Origin of the sequence: Micromonospora sp. NPDC049048 (assembly GCF_043197615.1) — a bacterium.
Classification (GTDB): Bacteria; Actinomycetota; Actinomycetes; order Mycobacteriales; family Micromonosporaceae; genus Micromonospora.
The window spans coordinates 287,661-308,557 of the sequence record NZ_JBICTM010000003.1; the positions used below are offsets into that span (position 1 = coordinate 287,661).

At 68.8% G+C, this 20,897-nt stretch carries 19 protein-coding genes, 1 other RNA gene and 1 pseudogene; 14 read left to right on the forward strand and 7 right to left on the reverse strand.

Annotation, left to right across the window (positions count from 1 at the left end):
• Positions 1-52: 52 nt before the first annotated feature.
• The 4 genes from ACGFIG_RS11920 to ACGFIG_RS11935 all read left to right on the forward strand — a co-directional run bounded on the left by ACGFIG_RS11920 (position 53) and on the right by ACGFIG_RS11935 (position 5,378).
• Entirely contained in the window at positions 53-2,509 is a 2,457-nt protein-coding gene (locus tag ACGFIG_RS11920; protein WP_393001874.1) for a M14 family zinc carboxypeptidase, read from the forward strand.
• 285 nt (positions 2,510-2,794) lie between these two features.
• Positions 2,795-3,076 (forward strand): DUF3311 domain-containing protein, encoded by a 282-nt coding sequence (locus tag ACGFIG_RS11925; RefSeq protein ID WP_393001876.1) that lies wholly within the window; start codon positions 2,795-2,797, stop codon positions 3,074-3,076.
• The gene (gene mctP, locus ACGFIG_RS11930; protein WP_393001878.1) at positions 3,076-4,731 is read left to right on the forward strand and encodes a monocarboxylate uptake permease MctP; all 1,656 of its coding nucleotides are present in this window, start codon (positions 3,076-3,078) and stop codon (positions 4,729-4,731) included. Before ACGFIG_RS11925 ends, mctP begins: the two co-directional genes overlap by 1 nt.
• 98 nt (positions 4,732-4,829) lie before the next feature.
• Positions 4,830-5,378, forward strand: coding sequence for a hypothetical protein (locus tag ACGFIG_RS11935; protein WP_393001880.1), 549 nt, complete (start codon positions 4,830-4,832; stop codon positions 5,376-5,378).
• 39 nt (positions 5,379-5,417) lie between these two features.
• Here ACGFIG_RS11935 and ACGFIG_RS11940 read toward each other — a convergent pair whose 3' ends face one another.
• Positions 5,418-6,179 (reverse strand): sulfite exporter TauE/SafE family protein, encoded by a 762-nt coding sequence (locus tag ACGFIG_RS11940; RefSeq protein ID WP_393001882.1) that lies wholly within the window; start codon positions 6,177-6,179, stop codon positions 5,418-5,420.
• A 103-nt stretch (positions 6,180-6,282) separates the two neighbouring features.
• On the opposite strand from ACGFIG_RS11940, the gene rnpB reads away from it, so the two are divergent.
• The 3 genes and pseudogenes from rnpB (at position 6,283) to ACGFIG_RS11955 (ending at position 11,071) form a co-directional block, all read left to right on the forward strand.
• An RNA gene (rnpB, locus tag ACGFIG_RS11945) (RNase P RNA component class A) lies at positions 6,283-6,699 on the forward strand.
• 668 nt (positions 6,700-7,367) lie between these two features.
• Entirely contained in the window at positions 7,368-9,128 is a 1,761-nt protein-coding gene (locus tag ACGFIG_RS11950; protein WP_393002889.1) for an IS481 family transposase, read from the forward strand.
• Between the two features lie 202 nt (positions 9,129-9,330).
• A pseudogene (locus ACGFIG_RS11955) lies at positions 9,331-11,071 on the forward strand (IS481 family transposase).
• A gap of 1 nt (position 11,072) precedes the next feature.
• On the opposite strand, the gene ACGFIG_RS11960 reads toward ACGFIG_RS11955, so the two are convergent.
• A complete protein-coding gene (locus ACGFIG_RS11960; protein WP_393001884.1) occupies positions 11,073-11,321 on the reverse strand; it encodes a hypothetical protein in 249 nt (82 codons plus the stop codon).
• 318 nt (positions 11,322-11,639) lie between these two features.
• Between ACGFIG_RS11960 and ACGFIG_RS11965 the strand changes: the two genes are divergently transcribed.
• On the forward strand, positions 11,640-12,047 hold the full coding sequence (locus tag ACGFIG_RS11965; protein ID WP_393001886.1) for a hypothetical protein: 408 nt from the start codon (positions 11,640-11,642) through the stop codon (positions 12,045-12,047).
• Positions 12,044-12,733, forward strand: coding sequence for a hypothetical protein (locus tag ACGFIG_RS11970; protein WP_393001888.1), 690 nt, complete (start codon positions 12,044-12,046; stop codon positions 12,731-12,733). The genes ACGFIG_RS11965 and ACGFIG_RS11970 overlap by 4 nt, the downstream gene beginning before the upstream one ends.
• An 86-nt stretch (positions 12,734-12,819) precedes the next feature.
• On the opposite strand, the gene ACGFIG_RS11975 is transcribed toward ACGFIG_RS11970, so the two are convergent.
• Entirely contained in the window at positions 12,820-13,107 is a 288-nt protein-coding gene (locus ACGFIG_RS11975; protein WP_393001890.1) for a hypothetical protein, read from the reverse strand.
• Between the two features lie 462 nt (positions 13,108-13,569).
• Between ACGFIG_RS11975 and ACGFIG_RS11980 the strand changes: the two genes are divergently transcribed.
• The gene (locus ACGFIG_RS11980; RefSeq protein WP_244164556.1) at positions 13,570-13,764 is read left to right on the forward strand and encodes an AlpA family phage regulatory protein; all 195 of its coding nucleotides are present in this window, start codon (positions 13,570-13,572) and stop codon (positions 13,762-13,764) included.
• Positions 13,765-13,864: 100 nt separating this feature from the next.
• Here ACGFIG_RS11980 and ACGFIG_RS11985 read toward each other — a convergent pair whose 3' ends face one another.
• A complete protein-coding gene (locus ACGFIG_RS11985) occupies positions 13,865-14,215 on the reverse strand; it encodes an HAD family hydrolase (protein WP_393001892.1) in 351 nt (116 codons plus the stop codon).
• A gap of 32 nt (positions 14,216-14,247) precedes the next feature.
• Between ACGFIG_RS11985 and ACGFIG_RS11990 the strand changes: the two genes are divergently transcribed.
• Positions 14,248-14,823: a tyrosine-type recombinase/integrase gene (locus ACGFIG_RS11990; RefSeq protein WP_393001894.1), complete on the forward strand. Its 576-nt coding sequence runs from the start codon at positions 14,248-14,250 to the stop codon at positions 14,821-14,823.
• A 1,590-nt stretch (positions 14,824-16,413) separates the two neighbouring features.
• Here ACGFIG_RS11990 and ACGFIG_RS11995 read toward each other — a convergent pair.
• Together ACGFIG_RS11995 and ACGFIG_RS12000 are read right to left on the reverse strand one after the other, a co-directional pair.
• Complete coding sequence (locus ACGFIG_RS11995) at positions 16,414-16,761, reverse strand: ADP-ribosylation/crystallin J1 (protein WP_393001896.1); 348 nt, start codon at positions 16,759-16,761, stop codon at positions 16,414-16,416.
• Positions 16,762-16,774: 13 nt separating this feature from the next.
• Positions 16,775-17,857: a hypothetical protein gene (locus ACGFIG_RS12000; protein ID WP_393001898.1), complete on the reverse strand. Its 1,083-nt coding sequence runs from the start codon at positions 17,855-17,857 to the stop codon at positions 16,775-16,777.
• A 49-nt stretch (positions 17,858-17,906) separates the two neighbouring features.
• On the opposite strand from ACGFIG_RS12000, the gene ACGFIG_RS12005 reads away from it, so the two are divergent.
• On the forward strand, positions 17,907-18,509 hold the full coding sequence (locus ACGFIG_RS12005) for a TetR/AcrR family transcriptional regulator (protein WP_393001900.1): 603 nt from the start codon (positions 17,907-17,909) through the stop codon (positions 18,507-18,509).
• A 70-nt stretch (positions 18,510-18,579) separates the two neighbouring features.
• Here the strand turns inward: ACGFIG_RS12005 and ACGFIG_RS12010 are convergent, their stop codons facing one another.
• Positions 18,580-19,317: a TetR/AcrR family transcriptional regulator C-terminal domain-containing protein gene (locus ACGFIG_RS12010; RefSeq protein WP_393001902.1), complete on the reverse strand. Its 738-nt coding sequence runs from the start codon at positions 19,315-19,317 to the stop codon at positions 18,580-18,582.
• 72 nt (positions 19,318-19,389) lie between these two features.
• Here ACGFIG_RS12010 and ACGFIG_RS12015 point away from each other — a divergent pair, with 72 nt between their 5' ends.
• Together ACGFIG_RS12015 and ACGFIG_RS12020 are read left to right on the forward strand one after the other, a co-directional pair.
• Entirely contained in the window at positions 19,390-20,472 is a 1,083-nt protein-coding gene (locus ACGFIG_RS12015; RefSeq protein ID WP_393001904.1) for an FAD-dependent oxidoreductase, read from the forward strand.
• A gap of 78 nt (positions 20,473-20,550) precedes the next feature.
• Positions 20,551-20,883 (forward strand): hypothetical protein, encoded by a 333-nt coding sequence (locus ACGFIG_RS12020; RefSeq protein ID WP_393001906.1) that lies wholly within the window; start codon positions 20,551-20,553, stop codon positions 20,881-20,883.
• The last annotated feature ends 14 nt before the right edge of the window (positions 20,884-20,897 follow it).

A 20,897-nucleotide genomic window follows, 5' to 3' on the forward strand; every position in this document is an offset into this window, starting at 1 on the left:
GGCCCTGCGGCGCGTCCGCCTGTGCGTACTCCCTCGTGACAGGAGACTGTCCTTGTCCCTCAACAGACTTCTTCCCCGGCTCACCGCGACGGCGGTGACCGTCTCCCTGCTCGGGACGGCGGCGTGGGCCGCTCCGGCGGGCGCCTCGGCGCTGCCGGCGGTGCCCCCGCGCGCCACCGACATCGCCGACGTCCGGGGCTATCCCCAGCGCAGCACCCTGCCGGTCTGGCCCGACAACCCGGCGGACGCCTCGATCCCGATCGGCGTCATCGCCTACGACGACATCGCGCCGAAGCTGAACGCCCTCCAGGCCACGAGCGACCGGGTCTCCGCCCGGGTGGCCGGGAAGTCGGCCGGCGGCTACGACCTGTACGCGGTCACGGTGACCGCGCCGGAGACCCGTGCCGAGGCCCGGCAGCAGGAGACCTGGAAGCGCCTCATCGAGGACGAGCCGGCCCGGGCCCAGCGCGACCGGCAACTGCTCGCCGGCTACAAGACGCCGCTCTTCGTCAACGCCAACATCCACGGCAACGAGTGGGAGGGCACCGACGCGGCGCTGCGGGTCATCGAGGACCTGGCCACCAGCACCAGCCCCGAGGTGGCCGGGCTGCTGCGGCGCAACCGTCTCGTCTTCAACGTCACCGCCAACCCGGACGGCCGGGTGGCCGGCACCCGCGCCAACTCCGCCGGCTACGACCTGAACCGGGACCTCACCGTGGTGGCGCAGCCCGAGACCAACCTGATCCGCGAGCTGATCATCGACACGAAGCCGATCATCACGCTCGACCTGCACGGCTACGTGAGCCCGACGCTGCTGCACCCCAGCACCCCGCCGCACAACGTCAACAACGAGTACGACCTCTACATCAAGCACGGCCTGCCGAACGCGCTGGCGATCGAGGAGGACCTGCGTGGTCTCGGGTACGCCGAGACCCAGCGGGCCCGCATTCCGTTCCGCGACGACGAGCCCGGCGTGTGGGACGACTTCCCGCCGATCTACGTGCCGTCCTTCGCCATGTTGCAGAGCAGCATCCCGTACACCATCGAGGCGCCGCTCAACCCGCGCGGCGGCGCGCTCACCCCGGCCGAGCGGGTGCGCCGCTCCGGCATCAACACCGACGTGCACGAGGTGGCGATCCGCACGTCGCTGCGGTACATCCAGGAGAACCGGGCGCAGGTGCTGCACGACCAGGCCGAGGTCTACCGGCGTGGCTGGGCGGGCGAGCCGCTGCGCGCCCTGCCCGACGGCTTCGTGCCGGGCTGGGGCCCGGAGGACAACTACCACACCACCTTCCCCCGGGCGTACGTCATCCCGACCGGTGCCGGTCAGCGTTCGGAGCCGGCCGCCGCGCGCCTCGTCGATCTGTTGATCAGCAGCGGCGGGCGGGTGTGGCGGGCGAAGAAGTCGTTCACCGCGGGCGGCCGGAGCTACCCGGCCGGCTCGTACGTGGTCGACCTGCACCAGCCCAAGCGCGGCCTGGTCAACTCGCTGCTCGAACCGGGTGCCGACATCACCGACCGGGTGGACGACCTCTACGCCGGCCCGGCCGCCTGGAGTCAGGGACTCACCTGGGGCGCCACCGTCGAGACCCTGTGGAACGAGTTCCCGGCCGTCCGACTGGAGCGGACGTACGACGGGCGGGCCGAGGGCGCGGTTCCCGCCGGCAACGGCGACCTGCGCCTCGACCTGCACGACGCCGCCGACCTGCTGGCGGTCAACTCGCTGTTGGGCCGGGGCGTCGCGGTCCACCGCCTGGCCGACGGTTCGGTCGTCGTTCCCGGCACCCCCGCCAACCGCAGACTGGTTCGGGAGGAGGCCCGTACCCACGCGGTGACCTTCGAACGCGCGCCCGCCGGCTGGCGCGGGACCCGGCTGGACAAGGTGGTCGTCGGCTACCTGGGCACCGTCGAGGAGCGCGACACGCTGGCCGACCTGGGCTTCGAGGCGCGGGCCCTGACGGCCGCCACGCTCAGCACGGGCCTGACCGGCGACGTCGACGTGCTCCTCGTCGCCAGCAACGTCAACCTGGCGAACCTGTCGGCGGAGAACCGCGCCGCACTGGACGCCTTCCTGGCCCGGGGCGGCGGCGTTGTCGGTCTGGGCACCGCCGGGGCGAGCTTCAGCAACGCCGCCGCGCTGCTGTCGGTGACGGCGACCGCCGGACCGGGCCTGGCCAGTGGGGTGGTCAACGTCGTCAACGCCGGCGGCCCGGTCAGCGCCGGCGCCATCCCGCACTCGTTCGTCAGCCAGCCGGTCTGGTTCACCGGTCTGGGCGGCAACGTCACGGTCGAGCAGTCGTACGCGGCAGATCCGCTGCTCGCCGGCTGGTGGACGACGGGCGGCGCCAACGGTCAGGACGCGGCGGCCAACCAGGCCAGCATCGTCCGGGGCGTGTCCGCCGGCGGCAACGGGGTCGTGCTCTTCGGCACCGACCCGACGTTCCGCCTGCACCCGAAGGGCCTGCAACCGCAGCTCGGCCGGGCTCTGCTCTGGACGGCGGCGCGGTGATCGCCGCGCGGTGAGCCGTCGACCGGCCGGGACGGGCCCGGGTGCCGAGGTTTGGCACCCGGGCCCGTCCCGTTCCGCTTGGAGCGACGGCCGCCCTGCCCGACGACATCGACGATTCGACGGCACCGTGGCCGTGCGACGGGAGAGGCGCCCGGGTGTCCGCCGTTCGGCGCACGATGCCGGCCACTCGGCGCAGCAGCCTCCTACCAACGGGCGTGACGGTCGTCACAGGGTCGTAGCCTCCGGCCGTCATCAATGCCGATCTACACGCGGAGGTTCGTCGCAATGGCCGTACCCGAGCCGGAGGCGCCCACGGCGGCGCGGTCCCGGGCGAAGGACCACAGCCCCTGGAACTGGTTGCTCTTCATCCCCATCCTGGTGCCCCTGATCCCCGTCTTCTTCAACGCCGACTCGCCGCGGTTCCTCGGCTTCCCGCGCTTCTACTGGCTCCAGCTCGCCTACATCCTGCTCGGCGTGGCCACCACCACGCTGGTGTACCAGATGACCAAGAAGCGGACCGGCACCCCGTCGGACGGGCCGGCCGGTACGGATGCGGGTGGCCGCTGATGTGGCGCGACCACCTCACCGAGATCGTCGTCTTCTCGGTGCTCTTCCTGCTGGTCAGCGCCATGGGTTTCGTGGCGGCCCGGTGGCGGGCCCCGAAGGACATGGCCCACCTCGACGAGTGGGGGCTGGGCGGGCGCAACTTCGGCGGCTGGATCACCTGGTTCCTGGTCGGCGGTGACCTCTACACCGCGTACACCTTCGTGGCGGTGCCGGCGCTGATGTTCGGGGCCGGCGCGGCCGGCTTCTTCGCCGTCCCGTACACCATCGTGATCTATCCGATGGTGTTCCTGGTGCTGTGCCGGCTCTGGTCGGTCTCGCACCGGCACGGCTTCGTCACCCCGGCGGACTTCGTCCGCAAGCGGTTCGACTCGCCGGTGCTGGCGCTGCTCATCGCGATCACCGGCATCGTGGCGACGATGCCGTACATCGCGCTGCAACTGGTCGGCATCGAGGCGGTGCTCAAGACCATGGGGGTGACCGGCGAGAGCACGCTGGCCCGGCACCTGCCGATCATCGTGGCCTTCGCGATCCTGGCCGCGTACACCTACCAGTCGGGGCTACGCGCACCGGCGCTCATCGCGTTCGTCAAGGACTCGTTGATCTACGTCGTGATCCTGGTGGCGGTGCTCTACCTGCCGTACAAGCTCGGCGGCTGGGGCGAGATCTTCGACGCCGCCGACGCGAAGTTCGACGCGACGCCGAACGCAGGCGACGGGGTGCTGCTCAACGCCAACAACCAGCTCCAGTACGTCACGCTGGCGTTCGGCTCGGCGCTGGCGCTGTTCCTCTACCCGCACAGCATCACCGGCGTGCTGGCCAGCCGGAACCGCGACGTGATCAAGCGGAACATGTCGGCGCTGCCCGCGTACAGCCTGCTGCTCGGGTTGATCGCGCTGCTCGGCTTCATGGCGATCGCGGCCGGGGTGAAGCCGCTGCCCGGGTCGAAGGAGGGCACCGTGGACAGCAACACGGTGGTGCCGGTCCTGTTCGACCAGCAGTTCCCCGACTGGTTCGCCGGCGTCGCGTACGCGGCCATCGGCATCGGCGCGCTGGTGCCGGCGGCGATCATGTCGATCGCGGCGGCGAACCTGTTCACCCGCAACATCTACAAGGAGTACCTGAAGCGGGATGCCAGCCCGGCGCAGGAGGCGAACGTCTCCAAGATCACCTCGCTGGTGGTGAAGGTCGGCGCGGTGGCCTGCATCGTCTTCCTCGACCCGCAGTTCTCCATCGACCTCCAGCTCATCGGCGGCGTGATCATCCTCCAGACGCTGCCGGCGGTGGCGCTGGGCCTCTACACGCGCTGGTTCCACCGCGGCGCGCTGATCGGCGGCTGGGTCGCGGGCATGGGGCTCGGCATGTGGATGCTCTACCAGATCCCGAACGCCGCGACCGGCCGTAGGCACTTCGGCGGCTCGGCGTTCCCGCTGGCCGACTTCGGCTTCGACACCCCGAAGACGATCTACGTCGGGATCGTGGCGGTGCTGGTCAACCTGGCGGTCGCGGCGCTGCTCACGGTGGTGCTGCGGGCGGCGAAGGTACGCGACGGCGGCGACGGCACCACGTCGGACGACTACTTCGCCGACGAGGGCGACGCGCGCGTCGTGCCCGGTGAGCGCCGGGACGCCGACGCCGCCCCGGAACCGGTCGCCTGAGCCCTGGCTAAACCGCCTCGCCCCCGGTCCCCGCCGGCCGGGGGCGACGCGGTTGTCCGGGTGCGGCGCGGGTGGACGCGCTTCGTACGCTGACGACCATGAAGAGACGCGTGCCGGTGCTGGTCGCCCTCCTCGGCGGCGCCACCGCGCTGCTGCTGGTCGGCGGGTGCGTGGGGGCCGCGATCCTGGTCGTCGGCGACGACCGGGACGAGGCGCGTACGTGCCAGGAGTCGGTGCGCGCCGCGGAGGCGAAGGTCCGCACCGACCGGTGGGATCCGCCCGGCGATCTGCCGGACCTCGGCGACTACCCGGAGATCCACTGGCAGCTGCGCGCGTCGGGCGAGCCGTGCGGCCGCGCGCCCGGCCCGACGGACTGGGCCTACCAGGGCGTGGTCCGGCTGCGCGCGGAGGACGCGCGGACACTGGCGCAGCGGTACGACTTCGTGCCGTACGCGCCCGCCGGCCCGGCCGGAACTCCCCAACCCGGCCCGGCGGACGCGTGGCCCGCTCTCGCGCCGTATCTGCCGCCCGCGCCCCGGTGGCTGCACAGCCGCTCGTACGACGAGGGGAAGCCGTCCACGCGGTGGCGGGCCGCCTTCCTGGACGTCGAACACGGGACGCTCTTCTTCACCCTCAACGACCACTAGCCCGGCCAACCTGCCCGGCCGAGTACCTGCCGCCGGGGCTCAGTTCAGGGCGCGCCAGAGCAGGTACAGGCCGATGACCGTGCCGAAGACCACGATCAGCACCTTGAGCACCACCGGCGGCAGCCGGCGCACCAGCCGCGCGCCGACGTACCCGCCGACCAGCGTCGCCGGCGCGACCACCGCCACGGCCGCCCAGTTCACCGGTCCGAACAGCGCGAACACCACGAGCGTCGTCAGCCCGACCAGGGCGGAGAGCAGGTTCTTGAGCGCGCTCACCCGGGCCAGCGTCGCGTCCAGCACCAGGGCCAGGCCGGCGACCAGCATCACCCCGAGCGCCGCGCCGAAGTAGCCGCCGTACACCGCGCCGACAGCGACCATGGTCTGCAAGGTGACCGTACGGCGGCGCGGCGACAGGTCGCGCGGATGCCCGACCAGCCGGCGCAGCGGATCCTGGAACGCCAGCACCGCCGTCGCCCCGAGCACCAGGAAGGGCACCACCAACTCGAACGCCCGCGCCGGGGTGGCCAGCAGCAGCAGGGCGCCGGCGATCGTGCCGACGATGGTGGTGGGCACCAGCGCGGCCACCGTCCGCCGGGGCGGCAGGTCCTGCCGGCTGCCCGCCACGCTCGCCACGTACCCCGGGAAGACCGCCACCGAATTGCTCACGTTGGCCGGCACCGGCGGCAGGCCCACCGCGATCATCGCCGGGAAGGTGATGAGCGACCCCCCGCCGGCCACCGCATTGACCGTGCCCGCGGCGAGACCGGCGGCGATCAGCAGCGCGGCGTCGGAGACCTCCATGGTCACCAGAGGCTAGTACCCCGCCCCCGGCGGGACGGTCGCCGGTCGACCCGGGGTGGCAATAGACGCAGCCGTGACGTCGTTAGGATGGGTGCGCGACGGACGAGTCGACCGGGCGGTCGCGTCGGCGGGCTCCGGCCCGCCGCCGAGGAACGTCCGGACTCCACAGGGCAGGGTGGTTGCTAACGGCAACCCGGGGCGACCCGCGGGACAGTGCCACAGAAAACAGACCGCCGACCCCATCGGGGACGGTAAGGGTGAAACGGTGGGGTAAGAGCCCACCAGCACCCCGGGTGACCGGGGTGGCTCGGTAAACCCCACCCGGAGCAAGGCCAAGAAAGGGCCGTCATCAGCAACGATGACGACCCGCGCAGACGCTTGAGGGCGGCCCGCCCGATGTCTGCGGGTAGGCCGCTCGAGCCTGCCGGCGACGGCAGGCCTAGATGGATGGCCGCCGCCGACGCGAGCCCCTCGGGGCGCGCGCCGGTCACAGAATCCGGCGTACAGGTCGACTCGTCCGTCGCCCACCAGCTCAGAGCCGTGATCAAGGCTCTGAGCTGGTCGTTTATCTGGTGTCGTTGGTTGACCTTGGTCATCGTTGGGTGGCGTTTGACGGCCTGGCCACGGCCTGGGACGGCCTGAGCGGGGGATCAGTGGACCGCCCTCGTCCTGGCGTGCTGAGGGCTTCCGGGGCGGCTTGGCGGGGGCTCTTGTGCGTTGTCGGCGGCGGTAGGTGAGGGCTGGGCACGTCCTGGCGGTGGAGCTGCTACCGCGACCTGGTGACACGGTGGCAAGCCAGTCCCGGGTTTGGACTGGCGCGGCAGCCGGAAGCCCCGACCACGCGACCAGGTCGAGCCGCTGGCTTCCGTCACGGCCTCTCTGAGGCTGGTTTCTGCCTGCGATGGGGCGGTGTCCCGGCGGCTGTCGGTGGCTCACCGCCCCGGCGCCGTAGGCGGCCGGGGCGGCTTGCCGCCGGCCGGGCTTGCCGCCCCGCACCGCGCGGAGCGCGGTGCCTTGATTCAAGAAAGATCAATTCGGCAGGCTGAACATCCCATCGCGTGTCCCGTCACGGGAGATGCTTGACAGTCGCGTCCCACCAGATGCTTGACATGATCAATAGCTGGGTTCTTCATCGCGTGGTGTTTGCGGGCATCGCGTGGTGGGAGGCCGGGATTGGCGCTGGTGGAGTTGTCGATCGTCGAGCAGAGGTATCGGGCGGTGTTGGCGGTGCAGGCCGGGGATCCGGTGGTGGAGGTGGCCGCCCGGTTCGGGGTGTCCCGTCAGACGGTTCATTCGTGGCTGGTCCGGTATGCCGAAGCGGGTCTGGCGGGGTTGGAGGATCGTTCTCGTCGGCCGCGGGGGTGTGCTCATCAGGCGTCGCCGGAGGTGGAGGCGTTGGTGTGTGAGCTGCGTCGGCATCATCCGCGGTGGGGTGCCCGTCGGATCGCTTTCGAGGCCGGCCGGCATGGCTGTCCTGATCCTGTGCCCTCGCGGATGACGGTGTATCGGATCCTGGTCCGTCACGGGTTGATCGAGCCGGTGGCGCGGCGGCGGGGGCGCAAGGACTACCGCCGGTGGGAACGGGCTCGGCCGATGGAGTTGTGGCAGATGGACATCGTCGGCGGGGTGTTCCTCGCTGACGGCAGTGAGGCGAAGGTCGTCACTGGGGTGGATGACCATTCCCGGTTCTGTGTCATTGCCCAGGTGGTCCGGAGGGCCACTGGCCGGGCGGTCTGTCTGGCCTTCGCTGACGGGCTGCGGCGGTTCGGGGTGCCTGAGGAGGTGCTGACCGACAACGGCAAGCAGTTCACCGACCGGTTCGGCAAGGGCGGGGAGGTGATGTTCGACCGGATCTGCCGGGAGAACGGCATCGTCCATCGGTTGACGCAGCCGGCGTCGCCGACCACGACGGGGAAGGTAGAACGGTTCCACCAGACCCTGCGCCGGGAACTCCTCGACGACGTGCCGGTCTGGCCGGACCTGGACACCGCCCAAGCCGCAATCGACGTGTTCCGCGACGAGTACAACACCGACCGGCCGCACCAGTCCCTGGACATGGCCTTCCCCGCCGACCGGTTCGTTCCTGCCCTCGCCGGGCAGCAGGCGGTGCCGGTGAAGCTGCCCGCCCGCCTCACCGCATCGATCGACCAGGCCCTCATCTCACCTCCGGTCTGCGTCCCCGTGCCCGTTGCGGTCTCGGTGGTGTCGGGGGCGGTGGAGTTTGAGCGGGTCGTTCCCGCGTCGGGCAACTTGCAAGTCTGCGGGAAACAGTTCTGGCTCGGACCCATCCGGTCCGGGGTGACGGTGACGTTCTGGGCCGACACCGACATCATCCACCTGCTGATCGCGGGCACCCGCATCAAGTCCGTGCGATCACACCTGTCGGTCAACGACCTGGCTGCCCTGCACCGTGCCGGCGGCCGACCTGCCGGACCACCACCCCTGCCATCGGTGCCGACAGGCCAGACGTCCGGGCCGGTGGAAGTCGACCGTACCGTTGGCGCCAACGGCTGTGTCTCTTTGGGCCAGCACATGGTCCTGGCCGCCGAGATCCTCGCCGGCCGCCGCGTCGGGGTCCGCATCGAGGAACACACCCTGGCCTTCTTCGACCTGGACACCCGCGAGCTGCTGCGCACCCGCCCCAACCCGTTGACCCCCGCGCAGGTGGCCCGGCTACGCAGCGCCCGCCCCGCCGGACCGCCACCCCAACCGGCCACCGGACCAGTCCGAGTGCAGCGGCGGGCCTCCAACAGCGGCGTCGTCATGGTCGTCGGTCAGAAGATCGCCCTCGGCCGGGTCCACGCCCACAAGACCGTCACCATCGACGTCACCGACACCGACCTGGCCATCCACTGCGACGACGGCACCCGCACCGTCCGCCGCACCACCGACCACCCCGTCCGGAACCTGAAAGCCAGCCGACCCCGCAAGGTCACCCTCAATGTCTAGACCAACCGTCAAGCATCAGGTGGGACGCATCCGTCAATCATGTGGTGGGACTAGACAGAACATCCCATCGCGCTGTCCTGTCACGGGACATGCTTGACCCTCGCGTCCCACCAGATGCTTGACATGATCATTATCCGGCTTCTTCATCGCGTGATGGTTGCGGGCATCGCGGGGTGGGAGGCCGGGATTGGCGCTGGTGGAGTTGTCGATCGTGGAGCAGCGGTATCGGGCGGTGTTGGCGGTGCAGGCCGGAGACCCGGTGGTGGAGGTGGCGGCCCGGATCGGGGTGTCGCGGCAGACGGTTCATTCCTGGCTTGCGCGGTATGCCGAGGTGGGGCTGGCGGGTCTGGAGGACCGGTCGCGCCGGCCGCGGGGATGTGCGCATCAGGCGTCGGCGGAGGTGGAGGCGTTGGTGTGTGAGCTGCGCCGGCAACATCCGCGGTGGGGGTCGCGTCGGATCGCGTTCGAGTTGGGTCGGCATGGCTGTGCAGAGCCGGTGCCGTCGCGGATGACGGTGTATCGGATCCTGGTTCGCCACGGCCTGATCGAACCGGCCAAAAGGCGTCGGAGCCGTAAGGACTATGTGCGGTGGCAGCGGGCTCGGCCGATGGAATTGTGGCAGATGGACATCGTCGGCGGGATCATGCTCGCCGACGGCGCCGAGGCCAAGGTGGTCACCGGGGTCGATGACCATTCGCGGTTCTGCGTCATCGCCCAAGTCGTCAGGCGGGCTACCGGCCGGGCTATCTGCCTCGCCTTCGCCGACGCACTACAACGGTTCGGGGTGCCGGAGGAAGTGCTGACCGACAACGGCAAGCAGTTCACCGACCGGTTCGGCAAGGGCGGAGAGGTGATGTTCGACCGGATCTGCCGAGAGAACGGCATCATCCACCGGCTCACCCGACCCGCCTCCCCGACCACCACCGGGAAGGTGGAACGGTTCCACCAGACCCTGCGCCGGGAACTCCTCGACGAGGTGCCTGTCTGGCCCGACCTGGACACTGTCCAGGCGGCCGTGGACGTCTTCCGGCACGAATACAACACCGACCGGCCGCACCAGTCCCTGGACATGGCCTTCCCGGCCGACCGATTCACCCCCGTCCTCGCTGCGGAGCAGGTGGTGCCGGTGAAGCTACCTGCCCGGCTCACCGAGCCGGTCGACCAGACCCTCGCCTCGCCGCCGGTCCCGGCGCCGATGCCGGTGGTGCCGGGGGCCGTGGAGTTCGAGCGGGTCGTGCCACCGTCGGGAAACCTGCAGGTGGCGGGAAAGCAGTTCTGGCTCGGCCCGGCCCGCTCCGGCGTGACGGTGACGTTCTGGGCCGACACCGACGTCATCCACCTGCTCATCGCCGGGCGCCCGGATCAAGTCCGTGCGTTCACACCTGTCCGTCGCTGACCTCGCCGGCCTGCTCCGGCAAGGTGGGCGGCCAGCTGGTGAACCGCCTCTGCCGCCAGCGCCACCGGGTGAAGCGGTCGAGGTCGACCGGACCATCAGCCGCGGCGGCCACGTGTCCCTGGGACAACACATCGTCCTGGCCGCCGAAATCCTCGGCGGCCGACGCGTCGGCATCCGCGTCGACGACAAGACGCTGAGCTTCTTCGACCTCGACACACGGCAGCTGCTACGCACCCGATCCAACCCGCTCACCCCTGCCGAAGTGGCCCGGCTGCGCGGCGCCCGACCCGCCGGACCACCCCCACAACCCGCGACCGGACCCGTGCAGGTCCAACGCCGAGCCTCCAACAGCGGCGTCGTCATGGTCGTCGGGCAGAAGGTCGCCCTCGGCCGCGTCCACGCCGGCAAGACCGTCACCATCGACGTCACCGCCACCGAACTGGCCATCGCCTGCGACGACGGCATCCGCACCGTCCGACGCACCACCGACCAGCCCGTCCGGAACCTGAAAGCAAGCCGGCCCCGCAAGGTCACCCTCAATGTCTAAATCAACTGTCATGCGACGTTCTGGCCGATGCACGCAGCTCTGCTGCCTCGACACGAGCAGCGTCTGCTTCCATCCGAGCACGGACTCGGTCCTCCTCGAAGGGCAAGACCTCGGCCAGCGCATCCAGGACATCAGCCATGCCATCCCGCCAACCGGCGAACACGCAGGGACCAGCAGCATCAGCCGGCCGCTGCGACCGCACGGCGCGGAGCTGGTGCAGAGCAACCTTCAACGCGGGATCGACACCCATCACGAAATCTTCTCTCGTCTCGGCTACGACAACGACCCCGCAAGGCAGTACCAACTATCTAGGTCAACTGACAAGCATGTCCTGGGACGGATCCGTCAAGCATGTGGTGGGACTAGACAGAACATCCCATCGCGCTTCCACGTCGGCACTTGGTGCCCCGACGAGATGACAAGACCTCTGTCGCATACCGGACGCGGCACCAGGTCTATGGGGAGACTGTCGCACCCATCACCTACAGTCAGCAACTGCGGAGGTTGGCTGATGGCTTTGGCCGAGGAATTGTAATTTCGACCATTTATGGCCCGAAGGGATCTACCTGTGCTTGACGAAGCAACGGCAGCGATCGTCGTCGGAGCAGCTGGCAATATCGTCGCATACATGCTCAATGGTCGGGCGGACGCTCTACGCGATTGGGTGTCCAAGGTGTTCCGCGACAGGTCGGCGGACGAGGCTTCCGCTAGCCTGCGGGCGCTCGAAAAAGACAGCCTAGCCTTAGTGCAAGGTGCTGCGTCCGAGTCCGACGTTAAGGCTCGTTGGACCGTCCTTCTTGCGTCACTGCTTGCGAAGCACCCTGAGTTGCGGGGCGAGGTCAACATGATGGCAGCTGCGCCCGTTGCGAATGGAACGATCAATGTTGGATCTCAACACAATCATGGTGCTGGCACGTTCATTGGTGGAAATATATATGGAGGGATCAATGCTCCCCTTGCTGGAGGGTCTCAGTGACCATTTCTCCGCAAGGGCGACACGTGGAGCAGCATAACCATGGAAGTGGGTTCTTTGTAGGCGGCCACGTCTTTGGAAACGTCGAAGCGATGGACAAAAAGACGGCGGAAGCGCTTGAGAGGGTTGCAACTGACGCCCCTCATGTGGCCGCCATGCTTGCCAAAGCTCTCGACGACGGGCTGATCTCACCGGAAGTCGCGCGAGATCTTGCAGGAGTCTCCCGAAACATCAATGAAGACGTTGCGCGCTGGATCCATGAAGGCGGACGGGGAATCAATGAAGACACTGCCCATTGGATTCGCGAGGGCGGGCGAGGAATTAACGAGGACACTGCCCATTGGCTGTTACAGGCAGGGCGAAGTATCAACGAGGACGTCGCCCACAAGTTCAGTAGAACTGCGGATGACATCAATAGTGCAGCGAAGCGGATTGAGCGTGCGGTGGGACAGTTAAGCGATGCATCCGCCGTCCTTCGCTCAACAAGAGCTAGCGCTCAGGAATGGGACCGCACGGCTGCTGCGATGAGTAAATCTGCTGAGGCTTTAGCGTTCGCGTCGCAAGCTCACGATCTCGATCAGGAAGAATCAATCTGGTCGTTCAAGAATGGAATGATCGCGGGATTTGGGGTTGCGCTAACGCTTGCCATCATAGTCATGGCAGTAACTATTTATGTGGCGAATCGATAGGTTGGACGGCTGATCTGCCGATACTTGAGGTGTGCCGACAGGTTAGCGGGCGCGAAATGTGCACCTTCGAAAGTTGTGGGGCAGCACTAGTTTGGATCATCCAACCGATCTTTCCGATCCGCCGGTCGGTCGCTTCTTTTCGGTCGCTGCCGTGATGTGGGAGGCGTGTGCATCACCCGTATTCCTGCCTCGAATACGTACAGCTCTCTTCGGTTGACGGCATCGCCCTTGTCGTTGAGTTGGTAGCCGTCAAGCCATGTCCAGCCGTCGTAGGTGTGTAGGTCCGCGCGGACCTTGATGAGGCGGAAGAAGATCGGCCGTATGAACTGAGGGCTTGCTGCGCGCGTCAGATGCAGCACGTCACCGGCCTTCACGTCGGCTCTTCTTCCGGTCTCGCCAGGCGCGTAGGGTCTCGCCGGCCTCTGTCAGGCGTGGGCATCCATCGCCCGAGCACTGCGAGCAGGTGGCGCGGTTGTGGAAGTCGACGACGTTGCCGGCCATCAGGACGAGGAACGGGGGCTCTGGTCGCTGCTGCGGGATCGACATGGCCTACCTCTGGTCGAAGCGCGTCGCGGCATTCCTGGAGCGCCAGAGTCCTGCCTTGGTCATCAAGGGAGGCTCTGGTGCGGGGACGGCGGCGCGACCAGTCCATCTCTGCGGCTCCCAGCCGTACCTGGATGGGGCTGGCTCACCGGCTACGTAGTCGACAGGTTGGTCGGGGCGTTGGAACCACTTGAACCTAGTCATGCGTAAAGGGTAAGTGACTAGTTCCTCCGCTAGCTAGGTGTCCGTCAACTTGACTCACGCCTAGTCGGCAGGTGCCTAGCGTCAGCGTTATGGGCAGGAAGCTGCGGTTGGTGGGTTCGGGTGAGATCCGGACCATGCTCGGTGGCGTCTCGCGTCAGCGCGTCTACCAGATCACCAACCGGCGCGACTTCCCTGAGCCCGTAGCCACGCTCCAGATGGGCAACGTCTGGCTTGCCGAAGACGTTGAGGCGTGGATCGCGGCCAAGCGTGGGGACCTGGACTAGCTCCAGGGCGCCTCCACCGCGACCCGCGTCGGGTGGCCTGACGACACGAGAAACGCCCCGGTGATGATCTCCCGGGGCGCTCGTGTGCGGTGTGGTGGTGCTACAGCTCGTCGACGGCGAAGGCGGTCACCAGTTCGGCCATGCTGTCGATGACGACATCAGCGGCGGCGAACCGCTCGCGCTTGCCGGGCTTGTTGGCGTATCCGATGGCGGCGACTCCGGCGGCATGGGCAGCCTCGATGTCGCTGACGGAGTCACCCACGAGGACGCATTCCGCCGGCTCCGCGCCCAGCTCCCGTACGGCTGCGAGCACAGGGAACGGGTCCGGCTTCATCCGCTCCGGCGCGGCCTCGGGGCGGCCGATGACCGGGTGCACGTACGAGGTGAGCCGGCGGGCGCTCAGGTAGGCGTGGACGGAGGCGGCCGAGTTGTTCGACAGTGGTTTCGGCAATCCGCGGTGGTCTCGCTGAGCGGTACCGCCCGATGGTCGACCTGGGTGCCGGCTGCGGGATGCGACAGGGGGAGATCTTCGGGCTCGGCGTCGATGACGTCGACTTCGCGTCGGGTTCCGTCCACGTCGTTCGGCAAGTCAAGGTGGTCCGCTCTCGGCTGGTTCTCGGCCTGCCCAAGAATGACCGGGATCGCCGCGTGCCGCTGTTCAGTTCGGTGGCACAGTCACTCAAGGAGCACGGTAAGAAATACGACCCGCTCTCGATCACTCTGCCGTGGGAAGACCCGTTCAGCGATGAGCGGGTGACGGTGCCGCTGATCTTCACCACCACCCGGCGGGGTGCGATCAAGCGGGCCACCTTCGACGGCAAGAGCTGGCGCCCGGCGGTCGAGGCGGCCGGCATCATCCCGACCCGGGCGACCGGGATGCACGCGCTGCGTCACTTCTACGCCTCGGCGCTGCTCGACGCGGGGGAGAGCATCAAGGCCCTCGCTTCGTACCTCGGGCACTCCGACCCCGGCTTTACGCTGCGGGTCTACACCCACCTGATGCCGGCCAGCGAGGAACGCACCCGGCGGGCCATCGACGATCTCTTCATCGTGCAGTAAGAGCGCGTTTGGGATATATGGCAGTCGGGGTGTCGCGCAGTGGGCCCGGTCGGTGAGCCGGGTCTAATTGGTAGGCGGGCATGGATCGAGTGCGGCGGTATCCGTCTAACTTGACCCGATGCGGAGTGGGAGATCATTGAGCCGATGCTGCCGTCGATGCAGATCCTAGGGCGGTGTCCGAAAGATTGGGATCTGTAGCGCGGGCGGCTGGGGCTCAGGGCGTGGACGGGCTACCGTCCGTCCCCGCACCGTGGCGGTCATCTGCCAGGATGGATATCGCAGACCGACCGAGAGTCCGGGGAGACGCAGGTGGTTCTGGAAGCACTGGCCGCAGGTGCGCAGTTGGCGACCTCGGCCATCGAGATCGTCGATCCTGGGCGATGGTTCAGGCCGACGGAAGTAAGGCTTGGCCTGCTCGGGCCTGCCCATGGCACCTGGGATGGCACAGGAGCCAGCTTCAAACTGCAGCTCGGCACGAAGGTTCCCTACGACCGGACTCGCGCGCCAAGTGTGCTGGTCTTGATGCGTGGCGGCCCGCGAGGTATCGCCGATGATGCGCCGACATGGTCAACGCGGGTCCGACTTGGCGGCCGGTACCTGTTCTACGTTCCACCGGGAACGTACGCGGTCGCCGCTCTGTACATCGCGGCGTACGTTCACCCGTACACGGTGCCGGACTTGTTGGCAGTTGGCGAAGTTCCCATGATGGATCTGGTTATCGGGGACTGTCCCACTCTTCCGGTGCTGGGAGGAAAGCCGACCGGTGCCCACCTGGCTGCGCTGTTGAGTAGGGCACCGGACACCCAGAAGGTGTTCCGCGTCCGGCCCTCGACCGCGTCCTCGCAGACCAGCCACCAACTCACTTCAGGTGTCAACCAGTCGGGCCTCCTCTACCAATGCCGGGCGAGGGTTGCTGGAGCGCCGAACAACCGGTGCGTCAGGACCAATCGAGGTGTGGCGGTGTGTGCCCAGCATCGAGGAACAGACGCGATCGACTTTGAGACTGGCGATCGGATCCAGGCACCCTTTGAGCCTCAAACCGGCCTCCGAACCGTCTCCTTCTCCTACCCCCCCCGGCCGTCAACGGCCAGTCGGGCCCTCTCTACCAATGCCGGGCGAGGGTTGCTGGAGCGCCGAACAACCGGTGCGTCAGGACCAATCGAGGTGTGGCGGTGTGTGCCCAGCATCGAGGAACGGACGCGATCGACTTTGAGACTGGCGATCGGATCTAGGCACCCTTTGAGCCTTAAAGCCGGCCCTTGAACGGTCTCGTACTACTGCCCGACGGCCGTCAACGGCCCCTGGCCCCCTCTTCCAAGGCCGTTCTTGTTCGACGCAGAGGGGAAGTAGCGGAACGGCTTGATGACGGTCCACAGCGTCTATAGCTAGATTCCACCCCTGGTCAGAGGGTTGCAGTGATCTTAATCCGGCGTACAGGTCGACTCGTCCGTCGCCCACCAGCTCAGAGCCCCGATCAAGGCTCTGAGCTGTCTCTATGTTCGGCGTAGATAGCGTTCCTTGGTCAACTTCGGCGCGTCGTCGAGCCCAACCGGCCGCATGTCGTCGGGATCATTCTGTGTCGGTAGCCGGCTATTGGAACTCGTGGGTTACCTCGATCGGGCCGACGATGTGCGCGTTGAGCTCGTCGAGTTCCTCGGCCGGGACCCACAGCATCGGAGCAGCGGACCCGCCGAAGGATCGAGTCGAATAACGGGCCAGGAAGCCCGTTTCGACGTGGAAGCGAGCCACGTAGCGCACCGACCCGACGAGGTCCCATTCTCGGGCAGCCCTGATCGCGAAGTCCTCCCTGAGGATCGGAAGGAAGTACAGGCGGTCTGGCGGGGGCGGCGGCCACCTGCGCCAACCTGTCTCGCGGACGAGGTCGCACTCCTGCTGCCCCATCGGGTGCCACAGCACTGTCGTTCCGTCGCTGCCCATGTGGTCCTCGCCGCTACGGGTCGGTCGTGAGAGGGGACGCGAGCTTCGCACGCGTCAGGTCCGCGGGCGTGCTCGTCCGGGCGCGGCCGTACTCGGCCAGAGCGTGGAAGGCGGCCTTGGGCTCCCACGGCATTCCTGGGTACGCGGTCCCGGTGCGGCCGGCTGGGAGGACTTTCACGATCCCGAAGCTGCCCAGGTCGAAGTCCCGCGCGGGGTCCTCGGAGGTGGGTAGCTGCCGGGTGGCGAAGGTGTGGACGAACGCGGTGTCCACACCGCCGGCGTCGTAGACGTCGAGGAGATCGCGCAGGTAGGCGGCCTGTTCGGGTTCGTCGCGCTCGACGGTCTCGGTGAGTCGGACGGCCTGCGCGGTGTCCTCGTCGTACCCGATGATGTCGCTGCGGCTGCCCCGGTCCGCGGCTCCGGTGAAGGGCGCGCAGCCGAACTCGGTGACGGCGAACGGCTTGCCTTGGGAGGTCATGGCGGCGAGGTTCGCGGGTAGGGCGGCGGCGTTGCTGGCGTCGCGGTAGCCGGCGTCGGTCGCGATGAAGTCGAACGGCGCCCAGTCGACCGCCTCCGTAGGGAGCGATGCGTACCCTATGAGGCCGCCGAACCGCTCGCGGGCGCCCGCGGCGGCCCGGGCCAGGAGCGCGTTGGTCTCCCGCTGCACACCCGGGAGGACCTCGCGGACCCGCGCCGGGTCGGCGAGGACCGCCGCCCGCTCGGTGAGGGTGTCGCCGGGCATGAGCCCGATCGTCATCATGCTGATCTCGGAGCCGGTGAGGAACCGGATGTTCGCCCCTTCGCGGCGGATCCGCTCGGCGCGCTCGGCGGCGTCCAGCAGGAATGCCAGTAACTGGTCAGTGGTCAGGTCGTTCGTGAACGGGCAGTACCAGACCTCCAGGCCGGCGGCGACCGCGTGCCGGGCGGCGATCTCCAGGCGGTCGGCGACCCCGCCGGTGATCCGGACGGCGTCGGCGTGCAGGTCGTCGCGGATGATCCGCATGTCCTTCGCGACGATGTCGGGGTCGAAGGGTTCGTGGGTGGTGGTCCCCCTGTTGGTGAAGCCGGTGTCGTAGGTGACGCCCCAAGCGCGCAATGCTGCCTCCTTCAAGGTACGGGCAGTACCTTACGCTAGTGAGCGTACGATGCGTACCGTGGCGGTGGGGCGGCGGCGGGGTGCGGAGCTGGAGCAGGCGATCCTGCGCGCGGCCGCCGAGGAACTGACCGCCTCCGGCTACGCCGGCATGACCATGGACAAGGTCGCCCGACGTGCGGGCACGAACAAGAACGCGATCTACCGGCGCTGGCCGCAGCGCGCCGCGCTCGGCATCGCCGCCTACAAGCACCTGGCCGACGCCCGCATCCCGGCGCCGGACACCGGCAGCCTCCGGGGCGACGCGTTGGAACTGCTGCGGCGGGCCAACGCGACCTGGTCTTCACCCCGCGGGGCGATCCTGCGCGACCTCCTGGCGGCGGCCGTCGACGAGCCGGAGCTGCTGTCGCTGCTGCGCGAGAAGGCCGGCGGCGGCGCGATGAACGCAGCCTGGTTCACCCTGCTGAGCCGGGCGGTGGCCCGCGGCGAGGCGCCCCCGGAGGCGGTGCATCCGCGGGTTGCGGCGCTTCCGATGATGCTGCTGCGTGGCGAGTACGCCCTGCGCGGCGTTCCGGCTGTGCCCGACGAGGTCCTGGTCGAGATCGTCGACGAGATATTCCTGCCGCTGGTGCGGGGCCGGGGCGTGGTCGACTGACCGACCTGGGCGGCCGAGCGGATCCAGTTCACCCCTCGGCCCCGCGGCGCACGGGGCAGGCGGCCCGGTGTCAGGCCGCCCCCTGTCGCGCGGCGCGGTTGGTGATGCCGTCCAGGATGGTGACCAGGTTGTGATGGAAGGTCTCCTCGGCGTTGAGGTGGGCGCCGTCGACGACGAGCCGGGCGACGGTGGGGTAGCGGCCTGTGTCGAGCATGCGTGTCAGGTAGGGCCCGAGGGCGGTCTGCCAGGCGGACATGTCGGTGCCGGTCGAGCGGGCGGTGCGTCGCTCGGTGATCTCCCTGCGAAGTGCGCCGACGATGAACGCGTTGAGGGCGCCCAGGGCCCGCTGGAGATCGTCGATACCTCGCACGCCAGGGGCCTGGCTGAGCGCCGCCGCAGTCGATTCGCCGACGGCGAGCGCGTGAGGTCCCAGGTGTGGCCTTGCGCCGAGCAGGTCGGCGAACCACTCGTGAGCAAGGGCGGCGGCGCGGGTCCGGTGCACGATGGCCAGCACCGTGGCTCGCCACCCGGAGTGCTGACCGGCCCCGGCGATCTCGGCGTACACGGCGTCGACCATCAGGTCCAGCAGCTCTGATCTGTTGAGCACGTAGTCGTAGAGCCGCATCGGGCCGACCCCGAGTTCTTTGGCGATCTTGCGTACCGACAGCCCGTCGAGGCCGTGCGCGTCGGCGAGCCGGATGGCGGCGGCGGCGATCTTCGCGCGGCTCAGCGGCACCGGTGCCGCCCGCGGTTGCGGCTCGGGCCGTTCCCAGACGGGCAGCGGCGCGCTACCGTACGGCGTATCCATGAGGTACAGCGTACGGTAACGGAGCTGATTGATGCGAATTGCGATAGCCGGCGGCGGCCTCGCGGCCTGACGTTGGCCCGGATCCTGCACCGGCACGGCATCGGCGCGGTGGTGTACGAACGCGAGGCGAGCCGATCCGCGCGAGCACAGGGCGGATCGCTCGACCTGCACCCGGAGTCCGGGCAACGGGCCCTGGCCGATGCGGGCCTCGCCGGCCGATTCCGCTCCGAGGCACGGCCGGAGGGCGAGGAACACCGCATCCTCGACCCGGCCGGACGCACCCTCGTGCACCACAAACCACAACCCGGCTCGTTCTCCGGACGCCCCGAGATCGACCGTGCCGCACTGCGTGATCTTCTGCTCGACTCGCTCCCCGGCGACGCGGTGGCCTGGCAGCACCGGCTCGTCGCGGTGACGCCACGACCCGACGGAGGGTTCGGGCTGACGTTCGATGGTGGCCACCGCGCCGACTGCGACGTCCTCGTCGGCGCGGACGGCGCCCGCTCGGTCGTCCGATCGCTGCTGACCGACGCGCCACTGTCCCACGTGGCCACTCTTGTCGAGCTGAGCATCAGCGACGCCGACCGGCGCCATCCGGATCTCGCCGAGCTGGTCGGCCCCGGAAACCTCTGGTGCATCGGCGTGAACCAGATCCTGGCGGCACAACGCCTCGGCGACGGCAGCATCCGGGTCGGGATCTCCCTACGCGCGGACGATCGCCACCTGGACACCTACCGCAGCAAGCGCGCTCTGCTGGACATGTTCGACGGCTGGGACCCCGGCCTCACCGCACTCGTCGAAGCCGGCGACAACCCGCCGACCCCACGCAGGATCGAGGCGATGCCCACCGGTACCCGCTGGACCCACCAACCGGGCATCACCCTCCTCGGTGACGCCGCGCACCTCATGCCGCCGGTCGGTGAGGGCGCCAACCAGGCCATGCTCGACGCCGCCGAACTCGCCGCCGAACTCGCCGACAACCCCACCGACCCCGACCCGGCGATCCGGGCGTACGAGGAGGCGATGTTCGCCAGGATCCACCCCGTCGCCGAGATGTCCGCACGAGTCCAGGCAATGATGTTGTCCCCCACCGCGGCCGACGACATCGTCCGCTTCTTCACGCCACGCCCCACCGAGCCGGCATCCGTAGCGTGACGACGCCACACAGCCCGCCGCGCCCTGACGGATGAACGGATCTGGTGGCTCACGGGTACGGAGTGCCATGATCGGTCCGTGTCGCTGTGGGAGGCCGGGTGGCGTTTCGGATTTCCGCTGGTCGTCGTCGTCGGAGTCGCCGCCGCGGTGCTCGTCGCCCTCTCCAGCCCGCCCGGCGAGTTCTCCCGTCCACGCGGCTGGCAGTGGGCCTGGGTGGGCTTGTGGCTGATGGCGGCCGGCGACGCGGCGTTCGGCGACAACCGATCGTGGTTCGAGCGTGCCTGTAAGGGGCTCGCCGCGCTGCTCGTGGCGGTGGCGGTGGCCGTGGCCGCCTGGCGCCACCACCGGTGGCGACGCCGCGCCCGGCTCGCGGGCCAGTCGCCGCCGCCCGTCACCCGGTCCGACCCGTAGGCGCGCAGGTGGCG